The organism is Herbidospora galbida (assembly GCF_005233835.1).
GTDB classification, from domain to species: Bacteria; Actinomycetota; Actinomycetes; order Streptosporangiales; family Streptosporangiaceae; genus Herbidospora; species Herbidospora galbida.
Map to the genome: position 1 here is coordinate 42527 of NZ_SZQA01000032.1, position 15669 is coordinate 58195.

14 protein-coding genes and 1 pseudogene are annotated in these 15669 nt (G+C 70.8%); all 15 read right to left on the reverse strand.

The window, feature by feature from the left end; all coding sequences use genetic code 11:
* Positions 1–427 precede the first annotated feature (427 nt).
* Positions 428–829 (reverse strand): annotated as a pseudogene (locus FDA94_RS40075) (primosomal protein N' family DNA-binding protein); the annotation flags it as partial.
* 63 nt (positions 830–892) lie between these two features.
* Positions 893–2080, reverse strand: coding sequence for a methionine adenosyltransferase (gene metK / locus FDA94_RS28135; protein WP_062342651.1), 1188 nt, complete (start codon positions 2078–2080; stop codon positions 893–895).
* A 90-nt stretch (positions 2081–2170) separates the two neighbouring features.
* Complete coding sequence (locus FDA94_RS28140) at positions 2171–2527, reverse strand: hypothetical protein (protein WP_137250091.1); 357 nt, start codon at positions 2525–2527, stop codon at positions 2171–2173.
* Positions 2528–2626: 99 nt separating this feature from the next.
* Complete coding sequence (coaBC, locus tag FDA94_RS28145) at positions 2627–3814, reverse strand: bifunctional phosphopantothenoylcysteine decarboxylase/phosphopantothenate--cysteine ligase CoaBC (protein ID WP_212735552.1); 1188 nt, start codon at positions 3812–3814, stop codon at positions 2627–2629.
* Positions 3815–4419: 605 nt separating this feature from the next.
* A complete protein-coding gene (rpoZ, locus tag FDA94_RS28150; protein ID WP_030450373.1) occupies positions 4420–4689 on the reverse strand; it encodes a DNA-directed RNA polymerase subunit omega in 270 nt (89 codons plus the stop codon).
* Between the two features lie 12 nt (positions 4690–4701).
* Positions 4702–5265: a guanylate kinase gene (gmk, locus tag FDA94_RS28155; RefSeq protein WP_137250093.1), complete on the reverse strand. Its 564-nt coding sequence runs from the start codon at positions 5263–5265 to the stop codon at positions 4702–4704.
* Between the two features lie 148 nt (positions 5266–5413).
* A complete protein-coding gene (mihF, locus tag FDA94_RS28160) occupies positions 5414–5737 on the reverse strand; it encodes an integration host factor, actinobacterial type (protein ID WP_030450375.1) in 324 nt (107 codons plus the stop codon).
* Positions 5738–5898: 161 nt separating this feature from the next.
* The gene (gene pyrF / locus FDA94_RS28165; protein WP_137250094.1) at positions 5899–6603 is read right to left on the reverse strand and encodes an orotidine-5'-phosphate decarboxylase; all 705 of its coding nucleotides are present in this window, start codon (positions 6601–6603) and stop codon (positions 5899–5901) included.
* The gene (locus FDA94_RS28170) at positions 6600–7559 is read right to left on the reverse strand and encodes a dihydroorotate dehydrogenase (protein WP_212735547.1); all 960 of its coding nucleotides are present in this window, start codon (positions 7557–7559) and stop codon (positions 6600–6602) included. Before FDA94_RS28170 ends, pyrF begins: the two co-directional genes overlap by 4 nt.
* Positions 7549–8367: a dihydroorotate dehydrogenase electron transfer subunit gene (locus FDA94_RS28175; RefSeq protein ID WP_062443493.1), complete on the reverse strand. Its 819-nt coding sequence runs from the start codon at positions 8365–8367 to the stop codon at positions 7549–7551. The genes FDA94_RS28170 and FDA94_RS28175 overlap by 11 nt, the downstream gene beginning before the upstream one ends.
* Positions 8368–8423: 56 nt before the next feature.
* Positions 8424–11702, reverse strand: a complete 3279-nt coding sequence (gene carB, locus FDA94_RS28180) for a carbamoyl-phosphate synthase large subunit (protein WP_137250095.1) — start codon at positions 11700–11702, stop codon at positions 8424–8426.
* Complete coding sequence (gene carA / locus FDA94_RS28185; protein WP_137250096.1) at positions 11695–12798, reverse strand: glutamine-hydrolyzing carbamoyl-phosphate synthase small subunit; 1104 nt, start codon at positions 12796–12798, stop codon at positions 11695–11697. The genes carB and carA overlap by 8 nt, the downstream gene beginning before the upstream one ends.
* Positions 12795–14084 carry a dihydroorotase gene (locus FDA94_RS28190; protein ID WP_137250097.1) on the reverse strand — a complete coding sequence of 430 codons (1290 nt, stop codon included), beginning with the start codon at positions 14082–14084 and terminating at the stop codon, positions 12795–12797. The genes carA and FDA94_RS28190 overlap by 4 nt, the downstream gene beginning before the upstream one ends.
* Positions 14081–14995, reverse strand: a complete 915-nt coding sequence (locus FDA94_RS28195) for an aspartate carbamoyltransferase catalytic subunit (protein WP_137250098.1) — start codon at positions 14993–14995, stop codon at positions 14081–14083. The genes FDA94_RS28190 and FDA94_RS28195 overlap by 4 nt, the downstream gene beginning before the upstream one ends.
* Positions 14992–15564, reverse strand: coding sequence for a bifunctional pyr operon transcriptional regulator/uracil phosphoribosyltransferase PyrR (gene pyrR / locus FDA94_RS28200; protein WP_137250099.1), 573 nt, complete (start codon positions 15562–15564; stop codon positions 14992–14994). The genes FDA94_RS28195 and pyrR overlap by 4 nt, the downstream gene beginning before the upstream one ends.
* Positions 15565–15669 lie beyond the last annotated feature (105 nt).

Consider the following 15669-nt stretch of genomic DNA (forward strand, 5'->3'; position numbering starts at 1 on the left):
GAGGAGACTCAGCATCACCTTCACGACCCACCTCGGTGGAGCCGACCGACGGCGCATGCTCCTCACCCGAAATCTCGCGACTTACGCCACCTGCGAGCGGAGCCGAACCAGCCAAGGGCGAATCTCCCCCGGGTGAGCTTGGACGCGCGCCACCCGCCATACCGGAGATTTCAAGATTTGCGGCCTGCGCGGGGCTGACCTCAGCGCCAGCTCCAATGGCGCCACCGGCTCCCGGGAGCAACGCACGCCCGACACCGCCCGAGATCTCGCCACCCGTGCCAGGCAAGGACGCCCCGCCGCCATCAGAGCCCTCAGCATCCCCGCCACCAGCCCCCACCCGCGCGGTCACACTCGTCCCCGCACGCCGGCCGGCAGCCGCCGACTCCCGCCCCGACTCCGCTCGTGCATGCCGAGGCGGTATCGCCAGCCGCAGCACGTCGGACAACGTCCCCGCATACCGATCGGCCACGGCCCGCGCGAGGGTAGCGATCTCCGCCGTCAGCACCCGCTCAGGCGAGATCACCCGGTCGAGAAAGAGCAGCGCCCCCTGGTGCTCGCTGGACTCCACCCGCTCCAGCACGAAGGCGTCGGTCAGCTTCCCGGCGAACCGCACCCGCACCCGCACCCCAGGCAGCGCGACGTCGCCAAGCGAAGAGGGCACGAGATAGTCGAAGGGCCGATCCAGGTGCGGCAGCGGGTTGTCGACCACGACCCGCGCCACCGGCGCAGAGGAAGCGGGTGTGGGCGCGCCTGCGGCCCTCCCTCGGGCTGCCGGGGAGGTCGCGTCGGAGGGAAGCGCGATCAGCGCCTCCTGCGAACCCTCGCTCACAAGGCCCAAGTCCTAGCAGCAACCAAAAGATCCCCGGGCCGGAGCCCGGGGATCTGGGGAAAACTACAGACCGGCGGCGGCGCGCAGCGCGCCGGCGCGGTCGGTCGACTCCCAGGAGAAGCCGTCGCGGCCGAAGTGGCCGTAGGCGGCGGTCTCGGAGTAGATCGGGCGGAGCAGGTCGAGGTCGCGGATGATCGCGGCCGGACGCAGGTCGAAGACCTGGAGCACGGCGGCCTGGATGGCGGCGATCTCGACGGTCTCGGTGCCGAAGGTCTCGACGAACACACCGACGGGCTGGGCCTTGCCGATGGCGTACGCGACCTGGACCTCGGCGCGGTCGGCGAGGCCGGCGGCGACGATGTTCTTGGCGACCCAGCGCATGGCGTAGGCGGCCGAGCGGTCGACCTTCGACGGGTCCTTGCCCGAGAAGGCGCCGCCGCCGTGGCGGGCCATGCCGCCGTAGGTGTCGACGATGATCTTGCGGCCGGTGAGGCCGGCGTCGCCCATGGGGCCGCCGATCTCGAAGCGGCCGGTCGGGTTGACCAGGAGGCGGTAGCCCTCGACCACGATGTCGAGGTCGGCCAGGATCGGCTCGACGACGTGCTCGCGGATGTCGGGGGTCAGCATCTCCTTGAGGTCGATCTCCGGAGCGTGCTGCGTGGACACGACGACCGTGTCGAGGCGGACGGGCTTGTCACCGTCGTACTCGATCGTGACCTGGGTCTTGCCGTCGGGGCGCAGGTAGGGCACGGTGCCGTTCTTGCGGACCTCCGACAGGCGGCGGGCCATGCGGTGGGCGAGCGTGATCGGCAGCGGCATCAGCTCGGGGGTCTCGCGGCAGGCGTACCCGAACATGAGGCCCTGGTCGCCCGCGCCCTGGCGGTCGAGGTCGTCGGCCTGCTGCTCCTCGCGGTGCTCGATGGCGTCGTCGACGCCCTGAGCGATGTCGGGCGACTGGGCGCCGATGGAGACCGAGACGCCGCAGGAGGCGCCGTCGAATCCCTTGTGGGAGGCGTCGTAGCCGATCTCGAGGATCTTCTCGCGGATGACGCCGGGAATGTCGACGTAGGTCTCCGTCGTCACCTCACCGGCGACGTGGACCTGGCCGGTAGTGATCATCGTCTCGACGGCGACACGGCTCTTGGGGTCGTCCTTGAGCATGGCGTCGAGGATCGCGTCACTGATCTGGTCGGCGATCTTGTCGGGGTGGCCCTCGGTGACCGACTCGGAGGTGAACAGGCGACGGGACAACTCGTGGCTCCTCATGCAGCGGCTGCTGACGGCTAAATGGCTTCGCCGAGTGTAGCCGGACGACCGTCACCCCCGCGAAACCGTCTCATGTCACAAGTCGGGTAGCGGATCCCTCGGCAGGTCACCCGGCGCGAACGCCTCGGCGTCGGCCGCCCCGACGACGGCGACGTACTCGTCGGCCACCTCGAACGACACGCCGCCGAGCTCGATGACGGGAGACGGCGAGAAGTCGACCGGACCGAGCCGGGTGCGCCGCGGATGGCGGGCCCACACCGACGCGGGCTCGTGCCGCCCGAACACCTTGGTGGCCAGGACCGTGATCGACCGGTCGGTCACCACGACGAGATAGCCGGCGCCGTTGGCGTGGGCCGGGAAGACGTACCGCAGGTCCTCACCCGGCGGGAGCAGGGCGCGGCAGCGTTCCCGGATCGCGGCGGACACGGGCATGGCCATCTCCTTCATGTGCCCGGAGTCGAGGGCCCGTCCCGGAGGGCCAAACGAGCCTTTTGTGGGCCCCATTCCCTCTTTGTCCAGCGAACCGGCGCGTTACACCAGCCTTGCGGCGATCAGATCCCAGACGACCCCGGCGAGGTCGTCTTTGGGCCCGCGCGGGATCTCGACCGCCTCGCCCCCCGCCACTAGGACGGTCGCCGCGTTGTCGGGGGTTCCAAAGGCGAGATTCTCCCCCACCTGGTTGACGACGAGCAGGTCGCACCCCTTCCGCGCCAGCTTGGCCTGCCCGTTGGCCAGCACGTCGTCGGTCTCGGCCGCGAACCCGACGATCACCTTGGGCGACTTCTCCCCCGCCCGGCGCCGCTCTCCGAGTTCCGCCAGGATGTCCGGGTTCTTGGTGAGATGAATGGCCTCGGGCTCGTCCCCGGTCTTCTTGATCTTGGTAAGACGAGGGGCCACCGGCCGGAAGTCCGCCACCGCGGCCGCCATGACCACCGCGTCGGCGTCGGCCACGGCGTCGATCACGGCATCCCTGAGCTGCAACGCCGACTCGACCCGGACCACGTCCACCCCCGCCGGGTCGGGCAGCGAGACGTTGGCCGCCACGAGCGTGACGGAGGCCCCCCGCGCGGCCGCGACGCGCGCCAGCGCGTACCCCTGCAGCCCCGACGACCGGTTCCCGATGAACCGGACGGGATCGATGGCCTCCCGGGTGCCCCCGGCGGAGACCACCACCCGCCGCCCCGCGAGATCGGCGCCCGCGCCGGCGAGAACGCTCCGACACACCTGGAAGATCGCGGCGGGATCGGGCAGCCGCCCCTTCCCGGAGTCGGCCCCGGTCAGCCGCCCGACGGCGGGCTCGATCACGATGGCCCCCCGCGCCCGCAGGGTCGCGACGTTGGCCTGGGTGGCCGGATGCTCCCACATCTCGGTGTGCATCGCGGGCGCGAACACCACAGGACACCGCGCGGTCAGCAACGTGTTGGTCAGCAGATCGGAGGCCAGCCCATGAGCGGCCTTGGCCAGAATGTCGGCGGTCGCCGGCGCCACGACGAGAAGATCGGCACTCTGCCCGATCCGCACATGCGGCACCTCCTCCACGGAATCCCACACCTCAGCCGAAACGGGATTCCCGGAAAGCGCCGCCCACGTCGGTTCCCCCACAAACCGCAAAGCATCCCGCGTAGGCACAACACGGACAGAATGCCCCGATTCGGTAAACAACCGAAGAAGTTCACACGCCTTATAGACCGCGATCCCCGCGGAAACCCCCAACACCACCCGATTCGCCACACAGAAACCCTACCGACCCCCCTCACACCATTCAGCGCACCCCCACCCAAGAACAAGAACCTTCTTCTATTCCATTACGGCTCCGCCCACCCCAACACCCCCGCCGCCGCCAGCCAGCCCCGCACCCGGCGGCAACCCCCGCCCCACCATCCCGCCGCAACGAGCCAGCGCGCGGCCAGTTCGAAGAGAGCCATTCTGGCGATGCGCGCATCGCCCGGCCATCACCGAAGCCGGCACAACCAACCCGGACCACAACGGCGACGAAACCGACCACACGGGCTAGCTCGGCCGACTCAGACCAGCAGGGTCAATCAGCCCGTGAGCAGCGACAACACACCTGACCAACACCCCGCCGTCGGCCAGCAAGGGCGGGCGATGCGGCCATCGCTCACCAGCAGGGCACGGCGACCTTCTCGACGATCCCGTCGGCAGCAGCCATCGCTTGAGGCCTGAACAAGACGTACCGGAACAGCAAAAGGGCCTGAAGGACGCATCCCCCAGGCCACACAAAATTCCCACGGCAATCAATCAAGCATCGCTCATATGGTGCCCGCTCGGGCGCGCCCGAGCGGCGCGTGCGAAGCACGCGCAGACTACACAGCGCCTTCGATGGGCTCAGAGGTCAGCAGGCCCTCGGACACCTCGCGGAGCGCGATCGACAGCGGCTTCTCCTGGGCGTGGGTCTCGACCAGCGGGCCGACGTATTCGAGCAGGCCCTCGCCGAGCTGGGAGTAGTAGGCGTTGATCTGACGAGCACGCTTGGCGCCCATGATGACCAGGCTGTACTTGCTGTCGACCACGTCGAGCAGCGAGTCGATCGACGGGTTGGTGATGCCCTCGGCGTAGGCGGAGCTGGTGGTCACAGTAGGGGTCCCCTAGCTAGTCGGATCGTCGGCCATCAAATCTATCAGCCGCCGACATACCTCTTGCACCGACGTGTTGACAAGGGTGAGGTCGAATTCTTTCTCGGCCGCCATCTCGACTCGCCCGGCCTCGAGCCGGCGGGCGATCACGTCGGGTGGTTCGGTGCCGCGTCCGCGCAGGCGGCGTTCGAGCTCTTCCCACGTCGGCGGGGCGAGGAAGACGAGCAGGGCCTCGGGCATGCTGGACCGGACCTGGCGCGCCCCCTGGAGGTCGATCTCGAGCAGGGTGGGTTCACCCTTGGCGAGGCGTTCCTCGACGGCGACACGCGGGGTGCCGTAGCGGTTGCCGGCGAACTCGGCCCACTCCAGCAGGTCTCCGCCGGCGATGAGCCGGTCGAACTCGGCGTCGTCGGCGAAGAAGTATTCGACCCCGTGGATCTCTCCGGGGCGGGGTTTCCGGGTGGTCACCGAGACCGACAGCCACACCTCTGGGTGTGCCCGCCGGAGCTCGGCGACGACCGTGGACTTGCCGACGCCGGACGGCCCGGACAGGACCGTCAGGCGTGTCAGAGGCATGGAGCCACCGTATCGCGCCCCGTCCCCTCCGGTTTCCGCGGCCTCGTGAGCCGTGCCGCCGTCGGACCAGGACGTCGTGGTCAACTCAATGCCCCTCTGGTGTCACGCGATCCCCGGCCATCCCGGGGGATGGCCGAAAGCGTACGCCTCAGCTTTCCGCGCCACCGAATTCGCGCTCCAGGGAAGCGCGCTGGTTGGCGCCAAGTCCGCGCACGCGGCGGGATTCGGCGATACCAAGACGTTCCATCAGCTGCTTGGCGCGGACCTTGCCCACGCCAGGGAGCGACTCAAGCAGAGCCGAGACCTTCATCTTGCCGATGACGTCGTCGGTCTGCCCATCCTTGAGCACCTCGGCAAGAGACACCGCGCCATGCTTGAGACGGTTCTTGACCTCAGCACGCTCCTTGCGGGCCTTCGCAGCCTTCTCAAGTGCTGCGGCGCGCTGCTCGGGGGTCAGGGGAGGAAGAGCCACGCCGGGTCACCTCGAATTTCTGTCGATGTACTCGGACGGGATGGGAAATTAGCTGGTCCTTGCCCCTTCCGGCAACGTCAAGACCTGTTTCTAGCAAAGAAATCCAAATAAACTACGCCCAGTAATCGCAATTTAACTGTCCGTCGATGAAAACGGCCTCATCAGGGGCGGGACAGTGATGTGCGCCTCAGTGCCGCGGCGATGGCCGCGGCGCTCGCGCCGGGGTCGGCCGAACCGGTGATCGGACGCCCGATCACGAGGAGGTCGGCGCCGTCGGCAAGCGCTCTCTCGGGGGTCGCGACGCGCGCCTGGTCCTGTGAAGCGGCGCCCGCCGGGCGCACCCCGGGGGTGATGAGGGTGATGCCCTCCCCCACCTCGGCCCGGACGGCCGCGACCTCCATGGGCGAGCACACGAGCGCCTGGGCCCCCGCGCCCACGGCGAGGGCGGCGAGGCGGCGTACGGCGTCCTGAGGCGGCCCCTGGAGGCCGATGACGGCCAGGTCGGTCTCCGAGAGCGAGGTGAGCACCGTGACGGCCGCGATGCGCGTCTGAGGGGCCGCCTCGACGGCCGCGCGGATCATGGCGGCCCCGCCGCCCGCGTGGACGGTCAGGAAGGCGGGCTTGAGCCGGGCGACGGCCTTGGTGGCCCCGGCGACGGTGTTGGGGATGTCGTGCAGCTTGAGGTCGAGGAAGACCTGCACGCCGCTGGCGCCCCGGACGGAGGCGATCACGTCGGGCCCGTAGCGGAGGTAGAGCTCCAGGCCGACCTTGACGGTCGAGACGTGGGGGGTCACCAGGCTCGCCCAGCGGGCCGCGGTCTCCAGGTCGGGCGCGTCCAGGGCGACGGCGATGGGTGCGGGCGTCACAGGGAACTCTCCTCACGGTCGGTGCGGTGGGACGGCCGGTGGGCCAGACCCACCGCGTCGGCGAGCCGGTCGAACCCGCGCTCCTGGAGGAGTTCCTCCAGCTCTCTGAGCACGCGGTGACCGGCGTAGGGGTCGTGGAACAGGACCGTACCCACCGCGACCGCGCAGGCTCCGGCCAGGACCAGCTCAAGGGCGTCGCGCCCGCTCGTGACGCCGCCCATGCCGATGACGGGGGTGCCGGGGAGGGCGGCGTGCACCTGCCAGACGCACTTGACGGCCAGCGGCCGGATCGCGGGGCCCGACAGCCCGCCGGTGCCGGCGGCCAGGGCCGGGCGCATGCGGTCGACGTCGATGGCCATGCCGACCGGGTTGTTGATCATCGAGAGGGCCTCGGCGCCGCCGTCGACGCACGCCTTGGCGATGGCCACGACGTCGGCCACGTCGGGCGTGAGCTTGGCGATCACGGGCAGGTCGTAGCGGGCGGCGGTGCGGACCGCCGAGACGACCTCGCCGGCGGCCGACGGGTCGCGGCCGAAGACGCGGCCCCGGTCTTCGACGTTGGGGCACGACAGGTTGACCTCCAGCGCGGTCACGCCGGGGGCGTCGGTGAGCTTGCGGGCCAGCGCCGAGAACTCGGCGACGCTGCCGCCGCCGATCGACACGACGGTCCGGGCGCCGCGCTCGGCCAGCCAGGGCAGCTCACGGGCCAGGAAGACGTCGACCCCCGGCCCCTGGAGCCCGACGGCGTTGAGAAGCCCTGAGGGCGTCTCTGCCATGCGGGGGGTGGGACGACCCGCCCGGGCGGCCATCGTGATCGTACGGGTCGTCAGGGCCCCCAGACGGGTCACGTCGGCGAAGGGGGCCAGCTCGCGGCCGGTCCCGGCGCAGCCCGAGGCGGTCAGGATCGGGTTGGGCAGCTCGACGTGCGCCAGGTAGGTGCGCATGTCAGCGGGCACGGTCGCCTCCCGGCGCCCCGTGGGCGTCGAAGGGGATCGTGCCGACGTCGTCGAAGCGCACCCGCTCGCCCCGGAAGACCGGCCCGTCGACGCACGCCCTGGTCATGCGGGTGACGCCGTCGTCGCCGATCACGGGAACGGTACAGGTCATGCAGAGCCCGATGCCGCACGCCATCAGCTCCTCGACGCTCACCTGCACCGGGATGCCGAACTCGGCGCACACGGCGGTCACGCCGCCCAGCGTGGCCATCGGCCCGCAGGCGTAGACGACGTCGGCGTGCGTGTCGGCGATCACTCCGGGCAGGACGTCGACCACCGACCCACGCACCCCCAGGGAGCCGTCGCGGGTCGTGAGGGTCGCCGTCTCGGCCATGCGGCGGGCGCGCAGGGCGCCGAAGACGCGGTCGGAGGAGGCCGCCCCCAGCACGAAGTCGACCCGGCAGTTGCGCTGCTGCAGCGCGTCGGCCAGGGCGAACAGGCCGGCGGCACCGTATTCGGAGCCGACCAGCAGGCAGGAGGCCGGGTCGCGCGGGAGCGGGAAGGGCCGCCCGAGCGGGCCGATGAGATCCAGGGGATCACGGGCCCGCCGATCGGCCAGCCAGGCGGTGCCCGCGCCGCGCACGGTGAAGACCAGCTCGACGGTGCCGCCGTAGTCGGGCTTCACGTCGTGGACGGCGAAGGCCCGGCGGGTGAGGGTGGAGGTGCGCGGCCCGCCCACGGCGACGGTGACGAAGTGGCCGGGCCGGAAGCGGTCGGCGATGCCCGGCGCGACGACGGTCAACGCGTGGTAGGCGTCGACCCGGCGCATGGTCAGCACCGTCCCCGTCACCTGCACCGGGCTCCCGGCCACGTCGTACTCCCTTGTCAGCCCCTGAGGCGCTGAGCGTGCTCCTGCAGCGACCGCACGCCCACGTCGCCGCGGACGATGTGCTGGATGCCCTGCACTGCGGCGGCCAGCCCCTGGACCGTCGTGATGCACGCGATTCCGCGCAGCACGGCGGCGGTGCGGATCTCGTAGCCGTCGAGCCGCGGCCCCGACTGGCCAGGGCTGCCGAAGGGCGTGTTCACGATGAGGTCCACCTCCCCGTCGAGGATGCGCCGCACGATCGTCGGCTCGCCGTCGGCGCCCGGACCGTCGCTCTGCTTTCGCACGATCTTGGCATGGACGCCGTTACGGCGCAGCACCTCGGCCGTACCCTCCGTCGCCAGGATCTCGAAGCCGAGCTCGGCCAGCGCCTTGACGGGGAAGATCATCGCCCGCTTGTCCTTGTTGGCCACCGACACGAACGCCCTGCCCTTGGTGGGCAGGCCTCCGTAGGCCGCCTGCTGCGACTTGGCGTAGGCCGAGCCGAACCCGGCGTCGACGCCCATGACCTCGCCGGTCGAGCGCATCTCGGGGCCGAGGACGATGTCGACGCCGCGGAACCGGTCGAACGGCAGGACCGCCTCCTTGACCGCGATCGGCGAGTCCATCGGCAGGGTGCCGCCGTCGCCGGTGGCGGGCAGCATGCCCTCTTCGCGCAGCCCGGCGATGGTGGCGCCCATCATCACCCGGGCCGCCGCCTTGGCCAGCGGCACCGCGGTGGCCTTGGACACGAACGGGATGGTCCGGCTGGCCCTGGGGTTGGCCTCCAGGACGTACAGGACGTTGGCCGCCATGGCGTACTGGACGTTCAGCAGGCCGCGCACGCCCACCCCCTTGGCGATGGCCTCGGTGGCGGTGCGGATGCGCTTGATGTCGAAGCTCCCGAGGGTGATCGGGGGCAGCGCGCAGGCCGAGTCGCCGGAGTGGATGCCGGCCTCCTCGATGTGCTCCATGACGCCGCCGAGGTAGAGCTCCTCGCCGTCGTACAGGGCGTCGACGTCGATCTCGATGGCGTCGTCGAGGAACTTGTCGATGAGCACCGGGTGGTCGGTCGCGGCCTTGCCCATGTACGTCGTGAGCGTGTCGTCGTCGTACACGATGGCCATCCCGGCGCCGCCCAGGACGTAGCTGGGCCGCACGAGGACGGGGTAGCCGATCTCCTCGGCGATGGTGCGGGCCTCGTCCACGGAAAGGGCGGTGCCGTGGCGGGGGGCGGGCAGGCCCGCCTCGGCGAGGACCCGGCCGAACGCGCCGCGCTCCTCGGCGAGGTGGATGCTCTCGGGGGGCGTGCCGACGACCGGCACCCCGGCGTCCTTGAGCGCCTGGGCCAGGCCCAGCGGGGTCTGGCCGCCGAGCTGCACGATGACGCCCGCGACGGGGCCGGTGGCCTGCTCGGCGTGCACGACCTCCAGCACGTCCTCCAGCGTGAGCGGCTCGAAGTAGAGCCGGTCGGAGGTGTCGTAGTCGGTCGAGACGGTCTCGGGGTTGCAGTTGACCATGACGGTCTCGAACCCGGCCGCGGCCAGCTCGAAGGAGGCGTGCACGCACGCGTAGTCGAACTCGATGCCCTGCCCGATGCGGTTCGGCCCGCTGCCGAGGATGATCACCTTGGGCCGGTCGCCCGTGGGGACCTCGGTCTCCTCGTCGTAGGTCGAGTAGAGGTAGGGGGTCTTGGCCGCGAACTCGGCCGCGCAGGTGTCGACCGTGTTGTAGACCGGCCGCAGCCCGAGGGCGTGCCGCAGGTCCCGGACCCGCGACTCCTCCAGCCCGAGGATCTCGCCGATCTGGACGTCGGAGAAGCCGTGCTCCTTGGCGTTCTTGAGCGTCGGCCCGTCGAACTCCCGGATCTCCGTCGCCACCTCGTGGATGAGGAACAGCTGGTCGAGGAACCACGGGTCGATCTTGGTGGCGTCGAAGAGCTCCTCCAGGGTGGCCCCGGCGCGGATGGCCTGCTGGATGGTGCGCAGGCGGCCGTCGTGCGGGACGCGCATCTGGGCGAGCAGCGACTCCTTGGGGGCGACGGGCCCCGTCCAGGAGAACTGCGAGCCCTTCTTCTCCAGGGACCGCAGCGCCTTCTGCAGCGCCTCGGGGAAGGAGCGGCCGATGGCCATCGCCTCGCCGACCGACTTCATGTGGGTCGTGAGGGTCTGGTCGGCCCCGGCGAACTTCTCGAACGCGAACCTCGGGACCTTGACGACCACGTAGTCGAGCGAGGGCTCGAACGAGGCCGGGGTCTCCTTGGTGATGTCGTTGGGCACCTCGTCGAGCGTGTAGCCGACGGCCAGCTTCGCGGCGATCTTGGCGATCGGGAAGCCGGTGGCCTTGGACGCCAGCGCCGACGACCGGGACACGCGCGGGTTCATCTCGATGACGATCATGCGGCCGGTGGCCGGGTCGACGGCGAACTGGATGTTGCAGCCGCCGGTGTCGACGCCGACCTCGCGGATGACCGCGATGGCGACGTCGCGCATGTTCTGGTATTCGCGGTCGGTCAGCGTCATCGCGGGCGCGACGGTGACCGAGTCGCCGGTGTGCACGCCCATCGGGTCGATGTTCTCGATGGAGCAGACGATGACGACGTTGTCGGCCCGGTCGCGCATCACCTCCAGCTCGAACTCCTTCCAGCCGAGGATCGACTCCTCCAGGAGGACCTCGGTGGTGGGCGAGGCGTCGAGCCCGGCCCCGGCGATGCGGCGCAGGTCGGCCTCGTCGTGGGCGAAGCCGGAGCCGGCGCCGCCCATGGTGAACGACGGCCGGACCACGACGGGGTAGCCCAGGACCTCGGCGCCCGCGAGGCACTCGTCCATGGTGTGGCAGATGACGCTGCGGGCCGACTCGGCGTTCAGGCCGCGCTCGGCCGCGACCTTGGCGACGATCTCCTTGAACTTCTCGCGGTTCTCGCCGGCCTGGATGGCGTCGAAGTTGGCCCCGATGAGCTCGACCTCGTAGCGCTCCAGCACGCCGCTCTCGTGCAGGGCGACGGCGGCGTTCAGGGCGGTCTGGCCGCCCAGGGTCGGCAGCAGCGCGTCGGGGCGCTCCTTGGCGATGATCTTCTCGATGATGTCCGGGGTGATCGGCTCGACGTACGTGGCGTCGGCGAACTCCGGATCGGTCATGATCGTGGCCGGGTTGGAGTTGACCAGGATCACCCGGAAGCCCTCGGCGCGCAGCACGCGGCAGGCCTGGGTGCCCGAGTAGTCGAACTCGCAGGCCTGCCCGATCACGATCGGCCCGGAGCCGATCACCATGATCGACTGGATATCCGTCCGCTTAGGCACCCATGACCTCACAGAACTCGTCGAACAGGTAGGCCGCGTCGTGGGGTCCGGCGGCCGCCTCGGGGTGGTACTGCACGCTGAACACGGGCCGGTCGAGCAGGCGCAGGCCCTCGACGCAGTCGTCGTTCAGGTTGACGTGGCTCACTTCGGCCCGCCCGTAGGGGGTGTCGAAGGGGCCGTCGAGGGGGGCGTCGACGGCGAAGCCGTGGTTGTGGGCGCTGATCTCGACCTTGCCGGTCCGGCGGTCCTGGACGGGCTGGTTGACGCCGCGGTGGCCGTAGCGGAGCTTGTAGGTCCCGAGCCCCAGCGCGCGGCCGAGGATCTGGTTGCCGAAGCAGATGCCGAAGAACGGCTTCCCGGCGTCCAGGACCTTTCGCAGGGTCTCCACCGCGTGGTCGGCGGCGGCGGGGTCGCCGGGGCCGTTGGAGAAGAAGACGCCGTCGGGGTCGAGCGCGAGGAGGGCCTCGGCCGTCACCGTGGCGGGCAGCACGTGCACCTCGCAGCCGCGCTCGGCCATGCGGTGCGGCGTCATGCCCTTGATGCCGAGGTCGACGGCGGCGACGGTGAACCTCTTCTCGCCGATCGCCGGGACCACGTAGGCCTCGGTCGTCGCGACCTCGGCCGCGAGGTCGGCTCCGGTCATCTCGGGGCTGCGCCGCACCTTCTCGACCAGTTCCGGTACGGGGGGCAGCGCGCCGCCCGAGAAGATCCCGGCCCGCATCGCTCCCCGCTCGCGCAGGTGGCGGGTGAGGGCACGGGTGCCCCGCATGGCGATCCCGACCACGCCCTGCTCGCGCAGGTAGTCGTCGAGCGACCGGTTCGCGCGCCAGTTGGAGTGGACGCGGGCGGGCTCGCGGACGACGTACCCGGCGACCCAGACGCGGCCCGACTCGGGGTCTTCGTCGTTGACGCCGGTGTTGCCGATGTGCGGCGCGGTCATCGCGACGATCTGACGGTGATAGGAGGGGTCGGTGAGGGTCTCCTGGTAACCGGTCATGCCGGTGTTGAAGACCATCTCCCCGTACGTCTCCCCGACGGCGCCGTAGGGCGCCCCCTCGAAGACGCGGCCGTCTTCCAGAACCAAGAGCGCGGTCATACCAGCTTCCCATCCAGAACAGTGGGGCGGCCCCGCAGGAAGGTCGCGACGACGCGGCCGGGCAGGGTGAGGCCCTCGTAGGGCGTGTTGCGGCTGCGGGACACCATCGCCGTCGGGTCGACCGGGGTGCGGACGGCCGGGTCGTACAGGGTGATGTTCGCGGGCGAGCCCACCTCCAGGGGCAGGCCCTGGCCCGACAGGCGGCCGATGCGCGCGGGGCGGGTCGACATGCGGTCGGCGACGCCGGCCCAGTCGAGCAGGCCGGTCTCGACCATGGCCTCCTGGACGACGCTGAGCGCCGTCTCCAGGCCGATCATGCCCATGGCCGCCGCGGCCCACTCGGTCTCCTTGTCTTCGACCGGGTGGGGCGCGTGGTCGGTCGCGACGCAGTCGATCGTGCCGTCGGCGAGGGCCTCGCGCAGGGCGGTGACGTCGTCGTGGGTGCGCAGCGGCGGGTTGACCTTGTAGATCGGGTTGTACGGCCCCACCGGCGACGCCTCGGCGCAGGAGTCGGTCAGCAGCAGGTGATGGGGGGTGACCTCGGCGGTCACGTTCCAGCCCTTGGACTTGGCCCACCGGATGATCTCGACGGAACCGGCGGTCGACACGTGGCAGACGTGCAGCCGCGACCCGACGTGGGCGGCCAGCAGGCAGTCACGCGCGATGATCGCCTCCTCGGCGACCGCCGGCCATCCGGTGAGCCCGAGCCGCCCCGAGACCTCGCCCTCGTTGAGCTGCGCGCCCTCGGTCAGGCGCGGCTCCTGGGCGTGCTGGGCCACGACGCCGTCGAAGGCCTTCACGTATTCCAGCGCCCGCCGCATCAGCACGGCGTCGCTGACGCACTTGCCGTCGTCGGAGAACACCCGTACGCGGGCCTGGGAGTCGGCCATCGCGCCGAGCTCGGCCAGGTGCTTGCCCTCCAGCCCGCTCGTCACCGCCCCGACGGGGTGGACGTCGCAGTGGCCGGCCTCCTGGCCGCGCCGCCAGACCTGCTCGACCACGCCGGCCGTGTCGGCGACGGGTGAGGTGTTGGCCATCGCGTGGACGGCGGTGAACCCGCCGATGGCGGCGGCGCGGGTGCCGGTCTCGACGGTCTCGGCGTCTTCGCGGCCGGGCTCGCGCAGGTGGGTGTGCAGGTCGACGAGCCCTGGCAGGGCGATGAGCCCGTCGGCCTCGATGACGGTGTCGCCGCCGAGCCCGGCGCCGATCTCGGAGATCAGCCCGTTCGCGATGAGGATGTCGCGCGGCTCGCCGCCCAGGATGCGGGCGTTCCTGATCACGATCACTGGTTCTCGCCTCCGATGAGCAGGTAGAGCGCGGCCATCCGCACGGTCACCCCGTTGCCGACCTGTTCGACGATGGTCGAGCGGGGGGAGTCGGCCACCTCGGCGGAGATCTCCATGCCGCGGTTCATCGGCCCGGGGTGCATCACGATCGCGTCGTCGTGGAGCTTGGCGAAGCGGTCGCGGTCGAGGCCGTAGCGGCGGCTGTACTCGCGGGCGCTGGGGAAGTAGGCCGCGTTCATGCGTTCGAGCTGCACGCGCAGCATCATCACGACGTCGGCCTTGGGCAGGACGGCGTCGAGGTCGTAGGACACCTGGCACGGCCAGCGCTCCACCGAGACCGGCAGCAGCGTGGGCGGCGCGACCAGGGTCACCTCGGCGCCCAGGGTCGACAGCAGCAGCACGTTCGACCGGGCCACCCGGCTGTGCAGGATGTCGCCCACGATGGCGACCTTGAGGCCCTCCAGGCGGCCCAGGCGCTGCCGCATCGAGAAGGCGTCGAGGAGCGCCTGGGTGGGGTGCTCGTGGGTGCCGTCACCGGCGTTCAGCACGCTGCCGCGCACCCAGTTGGCGAGCCGGTGGGGGGCGCCGGAGGCGCCGTGGCGGATGACCACGGCGTCGGCGCCCATGGCCTCCAGGGTCAGCGCGGTGTCCTTGAGCGACTCGCCCTTGGAGACGCTCGACCCCTTGGCCGAGAAGTTGATGACGTCGGCCGACAGGCGCTTGGCGGCGGCCTCGAAGGAGATCCGGGTGCGGGTGCTGTCTTCGAAGAACAGGTTCACCACGGTCCGGCCGCGCAGGGTCGGCAGCTTCTTGATGGAGCGCCCGGAGACGCGGGCCAGTTCCTCGGCGGTGTCGAGGATGAGCAGGGCCTCGTCGCGGGAGAGGTCTCCGGCGGAGATCAGGTGCTTCACTTGCCCGCCCCCTCAGGCTCGTTCTTGAGCAGCTCGACGGCGTCGCGGCCGTCGATCTCGGAGAGCAGGACCTTGACCTTCTCGCTCTTGGCGGTCGGCAGGTTCTTGCCGACGTAGTCGGCCCGGATGGGCAGCTCGCGGTGGCCCCGGTCGACCAGGGTGGCGAGCTGGACCGCCTTCGGGCGGCCGATGTCGCCCAGGGCGTCGAGCGCGGCCCGGACCGTACGGCCGGAGAAGAGCACGTCGTCGACCAGGACCACGGTCTTGCCGTCGATGCCGCCGGCCGGGACGTCGGTCTTCCCGAGGGGGCGGGCCGGGCCGAGCCGGAGGTCGTCGCGGTACATCGTGATGTCGATCGAGCCGACCGGAACCTTCACACCCTCGAACTGGGCCACGCGCTCGGCCAGGCGATGGGCGAGGGTGGCGCCGCGGGTGGGGATGCCGAGAAGGACGACGTCGGAGGCGCCGCGGGTCCGTTCGAGGATCTCGTGGGCTATCCGGGTGAGGGCCCGGTGGATGTCCGGCCCTTCGAGCACTGCCCTGGCTACCTGATTTTGGGCATGCGTCATGGGAAAGTTCACCGCCTTTCCCGCCTCACGGGACGGGTCTTAAAAGGGTGTCTGGCCACCGAAACCCTACCAGGCCCCCTGCCGCTGCCAGCGGGGACGGGTCCC

Bases quoted from the DNA above. Each gene is read 5' to 3' on its own strand.
- FDA94_RS28140 (WP_137250091.1), bottom strand. From the start codon at position 2,527: ATGCCCGTGTCCGCCGCGATCCGGGAACGCTGCCGCGCCCTGCTCCCG.
- gmk (WP_137250093.1), bottom strand. From the start codon at position 5,265: ATGCCTCTGACACGCCTGACGGTCCTGTCCGGGCCGTCCGGCGTCGGC.
- FDA94_RS28175 (WP_062443493.1), bottom strand. From the start codon at position 8,367: ATGCGCCGGGTCGACGCCTACCACGCGTTGACCGTCGTCGCGCCGGGC.
- carA (WP_137250096.1), bottom strand. From the start codon at position 12,798: ATGACCGCGCTCTTGGTTCTGGAAGACGGCCGCGTCTTCGAGGGGGCG.
- pyrR (WP_137250099.1), bottom strand. From the start codon at position 15,564: ATGACGCATGCCCAAAATCAGGTAGCCAGGGCAGTGCTCGAAGGGCCG.